The organism is Propionispora vibrioides (genome assembly GCF_900110485.1).
In the GTDB taxonomy this organism is placed as follows: Bacteria; Bacillota; Negativicutes; order Propionisporales; family Propionisporaceae; genus Propionispora; species Propionispora vibrioides.
Genome location: NZ_FODY01000025.1, coordinates 68600 through 77363 on the forward strand (window position 1 = coordinate 68600; position 8764 = coordinate 77363).

Sequence of the window (8764 nt, forward strand, 5' to 3'; positions counted from 1 at the left end):
TTTGGTTGAAAGCTATCGAGTACAAGGCAGCCGGGTTTATTTTGCTTCTTGCTTTACTTTGAACCAGGCGGCGTACATGGTAGGCAGCACCAGCAGCGTCAGGATGGTGGCGCCGAGCAGGCCGCCGGCAATGGCTACCGCCATGGGGCCCCAGAAATTACTGGGAACCAGTGGCAGCATGCCCAGGATGGCTGCTGCTGCGGTTAGCATGATCGGACGGAAACGCAGCACCGCCGAGTCAATAATGGCATCCCAGGGAGATTGGCCTGCTTTGATATGCTGTTCAATTTGGTCAATTAAGATGACTGAATTGCGGATGATCATTCCGCTAAGGGCGAGGACACCCAGTTCAGCTACAAAGCCCATAGGACGCAGCGTCAGCAGCATGGACAGGCTGACACCGATGATGCCCAGCGGAGCAGTTAACAAGGTAAGAATCATCAGGGGAATTCGCTGCAGTTGAATCATCAGCAGGGTAACAATCAGCAACAGCATAACCGGTACGGGCTGCAGCAGAAATTCCATAGATTGCTGACTTTTTTCCAGTGAACCGCCGATTTGAATACTATAGCCGGCAGGCAGGGAATCGCGGAGCGGTTTAAGCTGTTCGTAAGCCTGGTTGGTGGCGTCATTACCGGTGATGGTGGAAGCTACATCGGCCTGAACCGTAATGGTCGGCTTTAAATCCCGCCGCCAGATCATTCCGTCTTCGGCGGCATAGCTGATAGTAGCTATCTGGTCTAGGGGCACAAATTTACCATTGCCAATATGAATGGGCAGATCCTTGATGGTTTCCAGATTTTTTCGGTCGGCTGCATCCATGCGCAGGACAATGCCGACGGTTTTGTCCTGTTCATAAAATTCGCCTACTGTAACGCCGGACAGTTGAGTTTGTAAATCCGCGGCCAGACTTTGGCTATTGATGCCCAGCATTCTTGCTTTATCGGGATCGACGGCCAGATGCATGGTTTTTGTTTTTTCATTCCAGTCCAGGTTCACATGTGTCAGGTTGGGGTTGGCCAGCATGGTCTGCTGCACCTGGCTGGCAATCTCTCTCACCTTTTCATGGTCGTAGCCGCTGACACGCAACATGACGGGATAAGGGGAAGGCGGGCCGGTTTGAATAAGTTTCACATGGCCCCGCACCTCGGAAAATTGCTCGGCGAATAACTTGTTGATCTTATCCTGCAGAACCTGACGGGCTTCCAGGTCTTTGGCTACAATGACAAATTGCGAGTAATTGTTGGCCGGCAGCTTGGGATCGGTGGTCAGGACGAAACGGGGCGCTCCCTGACCGACGTAATAGCTGTAACTGGCAATATTCGGATCATTGGCCAGGGCCTCGGAAAACTGTTTGGATACATTTTCGGTCGCCTGCAGCGAGGAACCTTCGGGCAGGGTCATTTCCACAATGATTTCCGGCCGGACCGAGGGAGGGAAAAATTCCTGTTTGACAAATTTGAGTAAACCTATAGAAAGAACAAAGCTGGCGACAGTAATACCTAAGACCAGTTTACGATGATGCAGGCACCAGGTCAGGGTTTTCCGGAACAGCCGGTAGAACCGGGAGTTATACATGGCTTGGCCGTCGTGGCCATTTTCTTTGGTTTTGATCAGCCGATAGCCCAGGAGCGGAGTTACCATAACGGAAACAATCCAGGATAAGAGAAGAGCGATGGTGACTACCGTGAACAAACTGCTGGTAAATTCCGCGGCCGATCCCTGGGAAAAGCCGACCGGAATAAAACCGGCGCAGGTAATCAGCGTCCCGGTCAGCATGGGGAAGGCAGTTGCCGTATAGGCGTAACAGGCGGCTTCGAAACGTCCCCAGCCCTGTTCCAGTTTTACTGTCATCATTTCCACCGAAATGATCGCGTCGTCTACCAGGAGTCCCAGTGAAATAATTAGGGCTCCCAGTGATACCTTATGAAGATCAATCCCGAAAATTTGCATAAAGACAAAGATGCCGGCAATAACCAATGGAATGCACAGGGCTACAACAATGCCGGAACGGAAGCCAAGGCTTAGAAAGCTGACCAACAGGACAATAAAGATGGCTTCCTTTAGTGACTTAACAAATTCACCAATAGAGTCCTTAACTACTTCCGGTTGATTGGATACTTGGCTTAACTCTAGCCCTAGCGGCATATCCTGTTTTATTTTACTGATGGTTTCCGCCAGATTGTCTCCCAGGGTCAGGATATTGCCGCCTTTTTCCATAGAAAGGGCAATACCGATAGCCGGTTGGCCGTTAAAATACATTTTAGGTTCGATGGGGTCACTGTAACTGCGGGTAATCGTGGCGATATCCTGCAGGCGGAAGGTACGGTCATTGACCCGGATGGGCAGATTGCGCAGATCTTCCATATTGGTAAATAGGCCGGTAACCCGCAAATAGACATTGTCGCTGCTGGTTTCGATCATACCGGAAGCGGTCATGCTGCTTTGCGATTTAATGGCGCTGCTGATTACGGCGGGATCGATACCTAATTGGGATAATTTGCTGTTTTCTATTTCAATATAAATTTTCTCCGGCTGGACGCCTAAGAGATCGACTTTTTTTACACTTTTAATGCCTAAAAGAGTCCGGCGGATTTCTTCAGCTTTTACCCGCATGTCCTCGTAGTTGTAGCCGCTATCGGCGGTTAACGCGTAAATGCAGCCGAAGACGTCGTCAAAACGGTCGTTAAAGGAAGGACCTACTACGCCTGAAGGCAGGGTAGACTTGATGTCGTTGACCATATTGCGGACTTCCAGCCAAGTGGGGCGGATATCCTTTTCCTTTACCGTGTCTTTTAAAGTTACGTAAATAACGGCCTGACCGGGCTGGGAATAGCTTTTCAGATAGTCAATACCGGGCGTGTCCTGCAGCTTTTTCTCCAGCTTGTCGGTTACCTGTTCTTCCATTTCGCGGGCTGTAGCGCCTGGCCAGGCGACTGATACGATCATTTGTCTGATAACGAAGTCGGGGTCTTCCATCCGGCCCAGCTTCTGATAGGAGAATATGCCGGCCATAAATATAATGGCAATAAAGAAATAAACCAGTTGCTTGTGGTTTAACGACCATTCGGTCAGATTAAGCCGACTCATAGACGCACCTTCTGTCCTTCATGGAGTTTCTGGACACCGGCGCAAACAATCACATCCCCCTCGTGCAGTCCGTCCAGAATTTCCACGGCATTATCGCCAAAGGCGCCGACCTTAACCGGCCGCAGCGCAACCTGATTGTCGGTCACAACCCATACATTTGGCGTATCGCCGGTTTGATACAGCGCGGCTAAAGGAATAAAGATGGATTGGTTGCCGGTATGGTTTATGTTGACTGTTGCGGTCATGCCTAATTGCAGATCAGCCGGTGGATTGACTAACGAAATGCGGGCTTTATAAGTCCGGGTTACTTTATCGGCCATGGGAGCTATTTCTCTTACTTTTCCTTCGCTGGTTATGCCAGGCAAGGCCCAGAAAGTTACTTGGATGTGGGAGGCATTTTTTAATTCTTCCAGTTTATTCTCCGGGATATTGATTTCGATTTCCCGCATCCCGTCTTTTACCAGCGTCAGTACGGTCTGACCGGCACTGACTACCTGACCGGCTTCCACGTTAATGCCGGCAATGACCCCGTCACTGTCGGCCGTAAGCTGGCTGTAGTTGAGTTGATTATTACCTTGAGCATATTGGGCTGACGCCTGATTTACCGCCGCCTGGGCCACCTCATAGGCGTTTTGGTACTGATCAAGCTGGGCACGGCTGATAGCTCCCTGTTCGTAGAGCTTTTCGTATCTCGCCAGATTGCTTTGAGCTAAGCTAAGCTGAGAATCGGCGGAAGCTACTTGAGCGGCGGTCAGATTGACAGTTTGTTGAATATCCTTGGGATCAATCGTTAAGAGAACATCGCCGGCTTTGACATGGGTGCCGGCTTCGACCTGGCGTTGAATAATTTTGCCGCCAGTCTGAAAGGAGAGCGCCGTTTCATAGCGGCCGCGCACTTCGCCGGAATACCCTGGATTTTGGTTGTTGGCGCCAAGTGAAATGGTTTGCGTTCGTACTAGCGGTATATCCTCGCTTATACTGGCTGTTTGCGAGCAGCCGGTAAGCAGTAGAGCGGCCAATAAGAGAGATAGATAATTCCGGTAGTATTTTTTCATGCTATTTCCTCCTCTAACTCTATATTACTTATAAACTATTTTGGTATTCTAGTTTATTTATGATAAAAAAAACTGCTAAAGAAATAAGCTGAATAACAGCTTATTTCTTAGTTAAACCATGGATAATAAGGTCGATCAGGGCATCAGTATAATATCCCTGCTGTTCCTTTTCCGGTGAGAACTCGACGGTTCTCATATAGCTGAACGCTTGAAACAGGCGAAAACCAGCATAACTGACCACCGCTTCATCAACATCCCGGAATATTCCTTTTTGTTTTCCGTCTTGAATGATTTCGGCAATAATCGAAATAATTTCTTCATCAATCAGTTTATGATACTTCCGACTTAAAAAGGCGGAAAACAAAGCATCGTCGTCCTTAAGCAACCGGGTAATGAAGGTATCTTCATTAAAAAAGTCTAACGAAGTCCGGATAAGCTGGGTTAATTTTTCCAGAGGATCGGAAATCTCGCCCATCCGGGAAAAGATGATCTGGATAGTTTGGTGGCATTCCCGGGTTAACAGGCTGGCAAATAAATGCTCTTTATCCTTAAAATGTTCGTAAATAGTTTTCTTGGATATTTTACAGTCCCGGCTGATTTCATCCATTGTTGTTTTCTTAAAGCCAAAGCGATCCAGCCGGTCTTTGGCTTTATCCAATATCAGATTTTTAATGTCATCCATGTTGTAGTTCACCTACTTATTATTTGTATGACCATATTGTCAGAAGTAGTATTAACAAAATAAAACAGTGTTACTCATAAACTATTATAGTATTTTAGTTTCCTAAAAGCAAGCTGCAATTTTTTAAAGAAATAAAAAAGAGAGGATAGGTCCTCTCTTTTTTATCTTAATTACCCCGGGAGGTATAAGTTAATTTTTTATCAGGCTTTTCTGCCGGTTTAGTTTGGTATTTCTTTGAGAACGGCAGTTACCGAAAGGGTGCGGTTATTGCGGATGATGGTAACATTTACCTTGGTATCTACCGGAATATCATCCAGCACTTTGCGCAAATCGGCAACTGAATTGACGGCCGTATCGTTTATTTTGGTAATGATGTCACCCTGTTTGATACCTGCCTGATTAGCCGGTCCGTCGTCTTCCACCCGGACAACGTATACGCCATTGTCGATTTGCAGGCTGTAGCCATAACGGGCCGCCGTATTTTTATCCCAGACGCCGACACCCAGATAGGACCGGACTACCTTGCCATTTTCCATCAGGGACTGTAGAATCGGTCTGGCCGAATTAATGGGAATGGAGAAGCCCATACCTTCAATCCCATCGGCAGAGATTTTGGCACTGTTGATGCCGATCACCTGGCCGTCGGCATTAACCAGAGCACCACCGGAGTTTCCGGGATTGATCGCAGCATCGGTTTGAATGAGGTCGAACTTACGGTCACCAATTTCAATGGTACGGTTTAAGGCGCTGATTACACCAACGGTAACGCTGCCGCTAAACTCTAAGCCCAGCGGATTGCCGATGGCAATGGCCGGCTCACCGGCCATGATGGTGGACGAATCACCCAGAACGGCGGCAGGTAGGCCTGAGGCATCCACTTTTACCACAGCCAAGTCGGTGGCCGGATCGACACCTAATACTTTTCCGTTAAAGGTTCGTCCGTCGGAAAGCGATACGACAATCTCCTGCGCGCCCTCCACGACATGATAGTTGGTGGCAATATAGCCGTTGGAGTTAAAGATAACGCCGGAACCTACGCCTTTTTCAATGAGAACCTTTTGATCAAAATTATCCCTTACATAAGCTTTATTGGAAATTCCGACAACAGCCGGACCTACTTTTTTCACTGCCTGTACCACATATGTATTGCGATTACTGGACAGTTCGCTGTCGTTGGTTTGATTTGCTGCGGCGGTACTATGGAAGCCTGTTATCATAGACGTGCTTAGCGCGGCGCAGATGACGGTTAAAACGGTAAACTTTTTTAGCAGACTCTTCATAAAGATACCTCCATTTTGCATAATTCCGGTTCAGTATACCTTACGGTTATGACAAGTCTGTGACAAGTGAAGTCAATTTCGCGTTAAAAGCGGCAATTCTCGTCAAATTATCCTGGTTTTACAAGGAAATACGTAAAGGATACAGAAATGGTATATATACATAGTACAACAGAATATCCCGTTCAGCAAATAGGTGTTAGGGAGGAATGACCTATGAAATGGAAAATCGGCAGATTACTCTTTCTGTCCGGAATACTGGTTATGCTGTATTTTTTCCCGGTACAGACAGCAGCAGCGATGGGAAATGATGGCTTAATTGATGTACAGGTGCAAATCCATATTGAAAAACCCGATTACTTCTGGCAATATCCTTTTGGCGGGAAAAAATTAGATAATCTGCTGATCTCGGGTATGGGAAAATCCTACACTGTCTATGATGGTTCCGCCGGGGATACGTTTACTTTTGCCGTGCCGAAAGGTTATACGCTGCGTCTGGGTGTCACTTTTCCTGACAGCGTAAATTATAATAAAACAATTTATTTCTCCAAAAGAAATGTAGCTGAAAAAGACCATTTCCTTGTCATCACGCTTAAAGCACCGGAATATCAGGATGTTCTCTTTCAGGCGCCTGATTTTGATGAAAAAACAGTGCAATAGTAATTAAAGTAAAAAAGACTCACTTTGGGACAAAGTAAGTCTTTTTTATTTTATTAATCGGCTGGGAAGACCAGGCCGATTTGTTTGCGTGCTTCATCCATAACCTGCATGACCTGACGGTTGAGGGTAAAGGTATTGGTGCTTGATTGTAGCTGGCCGGTTTTAATGAGCTGAATAAATTCCCGGGCTTCGTAAAACATCAGTTCCGGTTTTTGCGACCGGGTGATATCTTCAGTCGAACCGTCACGATAGATAATTTTTACGTCTTCCGGGGTGGAAATTTTATCAATCAGAATATTACCGTTTTCTCCCTGAATTTCACTGGGGATAAGGGAGTTGGCTATTTTAGAATGAGAAATGATCGCTTCCATATCTTTGTAATGGAGGGTAATGCTGCCGCAGCCGTCAATGCCCGAGCTTAGCATGGTAGCATTGGCTGAGACAGATTCAGGTGGGCCGAACAGATAAATGACCGGATAGATGCAATAGACACCGATATCCATAATGGAGCCGTTGGAAAAGGCCGGATCGAAGGTATTAATAGGCTTACCGGCTTTAAAGGTATCATAACGCGAAGAATACTGGCAGTAGTTAGAAAAAAATCTGCGGACCGGCCCCAGCTTGGGCAGATTTTCCCTGACGCTTTGCATGTTGGGCAGGAAGGTACTTTTCATAGCTTCCATCAGGAGCGCTCCGTTGGCGGTGGCGCATTCGATCATTGCTTCCAGTTCTTTGCTATTGGAAGCAATGGGTTTTTCGCAGAGTACGTGTTTTTTATGGGATAGAAACAGGATGGCCTGTTTGGCGTGGTGCGAATTGGGGCTGGCAATGTAAACGGCATCAAATTCAGGGCTGCTGGCCATAGTAGTGAGGTCGGTAAAAACATGCTTGGCACCATGTTTGTCGGCAAAGGCCTGGGCTTTTTCTTCGGTACGGGAATAAACGGCAGACAGGCAAAAATCGTCTGTTAAGGTCGCACAGCGGATAAATTCCTCGGTAATCCAACTAGTTCCTACAACACCAAAACGAATCATGATAGGCCTCCTTAGTAGGTGTTTATAATTGTTATTAATTTCATAGTAGCACAGACGATTAAAATATTGAATACTAATTTGCAGTTTAGTGATTTCACATTAGCAGGATAAAAAAACTGCCGATAGAAACTCGGCAGTTTTCAAAGATTATTTGGTGTTTTCTTCGGCGGTACTAACGGTTTTTTCCTGTGTTTCTTGTGTAGCTGTAGCCGGGGCGACGGCTTCTTTGCTTTCCGGTGCCGGTGAAGCGGTTAATTGGATTTCAGAGGTATGTTTATCGGTCGTAACAGCAACTTCTTTTGGATGATGGGGGCGGCCTACCCGCCAGGTAGCTCCTACCCGACCCATTTGTTCACTACCGCTGATCGACCAGGCGGCATTGTAGAGAGTGTCTTTATTGGCGTAGTGATACACACCGATGGCCACTGCCTGGGAACCGCCGTAGGTTCCTGCACCAACGGAAATTTGAGTGGGTGCTTGCGGATCATAATCCAAGGGAGCCAGAGCTGTCATAGCTGCCGAGAGGGCACCTACCTTGTCGACCCGGTTTGAAAGATCGTCTACTCGTTGAGAGAGAGAAGAAATATTATTACTATTATTAGTAATTTGATTTTGAAGCATGCTATCCTGAGTATCCGTATAGCTCTTGGCAGAATCTAATGTTTTCTTATCTTGAACATCAGAATAGCTGTTAGCGGAGGTTAAAGTCTTTTGGTCTTGAGTATCGGCATAGTTGTTAGCCGAGGTTAAAGTCTTTTGGTCTTGAGTATCGGCATAGTTGTTAGCCGAGGTTAAAGTTTTCTTGTCTTGAGCATCGGCATAGTTGTTAGCTGAGGTTAAAGTTTTCTGATCCTGAGAGTCGGCATAGTTCTTGGCAGAGTCTAAAGTTTTCTTATCTTGAGCATCAGAATAGTTGTTAGCGGAGGTTAAAGTCTTTTGGTCTTGAGTATCGGCATAGCTTTTGGC

Annotated in this window: 7 protein-coding genes; 1 reads left to right on the forward strand and 6 read right to left on the reverse strand. The window is 46.7% G+C overall.

Annotated features, from left to right (window positions below):
* Positions 1-36: 36 nt before the first annotated feature.
* The 4 genes from BMW43_RS16795 to BMW43_RS16810 all read right to left on the reverse strand — a co-directional run bounded on the left by BMW43_RS16795 (position 37) and on the right by BMW43_RS16810 (position 6044).
* Positions 37-3090 (reverse strand): efflux RND transporter permease subunit, encoded by a 3054-nt coding sequence (locus BMW43_RS16795; RefSeq protein ID WP_091750349.1) that lies wholly within the window; start codon positions 3088-3090, stop codon positions 37-39.
* Positions 3087-4145, reverse strand: a complete 1059-nt coding sequence (locus tag BMW43_RS16800) for an efflux RND transporter periplasmic adaptor subunit (RefSeq protein WP_091750352.1) — start codon at positions 4143-4145, stop codon at positions 3087-3089. Before BMW43_RS16800 ends, BMW43_RS16795 begins: the two co-directional genes overlap by 4 nt.
* Positions 4146-4245: 100 nt before the next feature.
* Positions 4246-4827, reverse strand: coding sequence for a TetR/AcrR family transcriptional regulator (locus BMW43_RS16805; RefSeq protein ID WP_091750354.1), 582 nt, complete (start codon positions 4825-4827; stop codon positions 4246-4248).
* A 218-nt stretch (positions 4828-5045) separates the two neighbouring features.
* The gene (locus BMW43_RS16810; protein WP_439331457.1) at positions 5046-6044 is read right to left on the reverse strand and encodes a S1C family serine protease; all 999 of its coding nucleotides are present in this window, start codon (positions 6042-6044) and stop codon (positions 5046-5048) included.
* A gap of 276 nt (positions 6045-6320) precedes the next feature.
* Here BMW43_RS16810 and BMW43_RS16815 point away from each other — a divergent pair, with 276 nt between their 5' ends.
* Positions 6321-6764, forward strand: a complete 444-nt coding sequence (locus tag BMW43_RS16815; protein ID WP_091750359.1) for a hypothetical protein — start codon at positions 6321-6323, stop codon at positions 6762-6764.
* Positions 6765-6817: 53 nt separating this feature from the next.
* On the opposite strand, the gene BMW43_RS16820 is transcribed toward BMW43_RS16815, so the two are convergent.
* Positions 6818-7798: a Gfo/Idh/MocA family protein gene (locus BMW43_RS16820; RefSeq protein WP_091750362.1), complete on the reverse strand. Its 981-nt coding sequence runs from the start codon at positions 7796-7798 to the stop codon at positions 6818-6820.
* A 147-nt stretch (positions 7799-7945) separates the two neighbouring features.
* Positions 7946-8764 (reverse strand): YadA C-terminal domain-containing protein (locus tag BMW43_RS16825; RefSeq protein ID WP_177173645.1); only part of this gene is annotated, 819 nt, incomplete at its 5' end.

Bases quoted from the DNA above. Each gene is read 5' to 3' on its own strand.
- BMW43_RS16795 (WP_091750349.1), bottom strand. From the start codon at position 3,090: ATGAGTCGGCTTAATCTGACCGAATGGTCGTTAAACCACAAGCAACTG.
- BMW43_RS16800 (WP_091750352.1), bottom strand. From the start codon at position 4,145: ATGAAAAAATACTACCGGAATTATCTATCTCTCTTATTGGCCGCTCTA.
- BMW43_RS16805 (WP_091750354.1), bottom strand. From the start codon at position 4,827: ATGGATGACATTAAAAATCTGATATTGGATAAAGCCAAAGACCGGCTG.
- BMW43_RS16810 (WP_439331457.1), bottom strand. From the start codon at position 6,044: ATGATAACAGGCTTCCATAGTACCGCCGCAGCAAATCAAACCAACGAC.
- BMW43_RS16815 (WP_091750359.1), top strand. From the start codon at position 6,321: ATGAAATGGAAAATCGGCAGATTACTCTTTCTGTCCGGAATACTGGTT.
- BMW43_RS16820 (WP_091750362.1), bottom strand. From the start codon at position 7,798: ATGATTCGTTTTGGTGTTGTAGGAACTAGTTGGATTACCGAGGAATTT.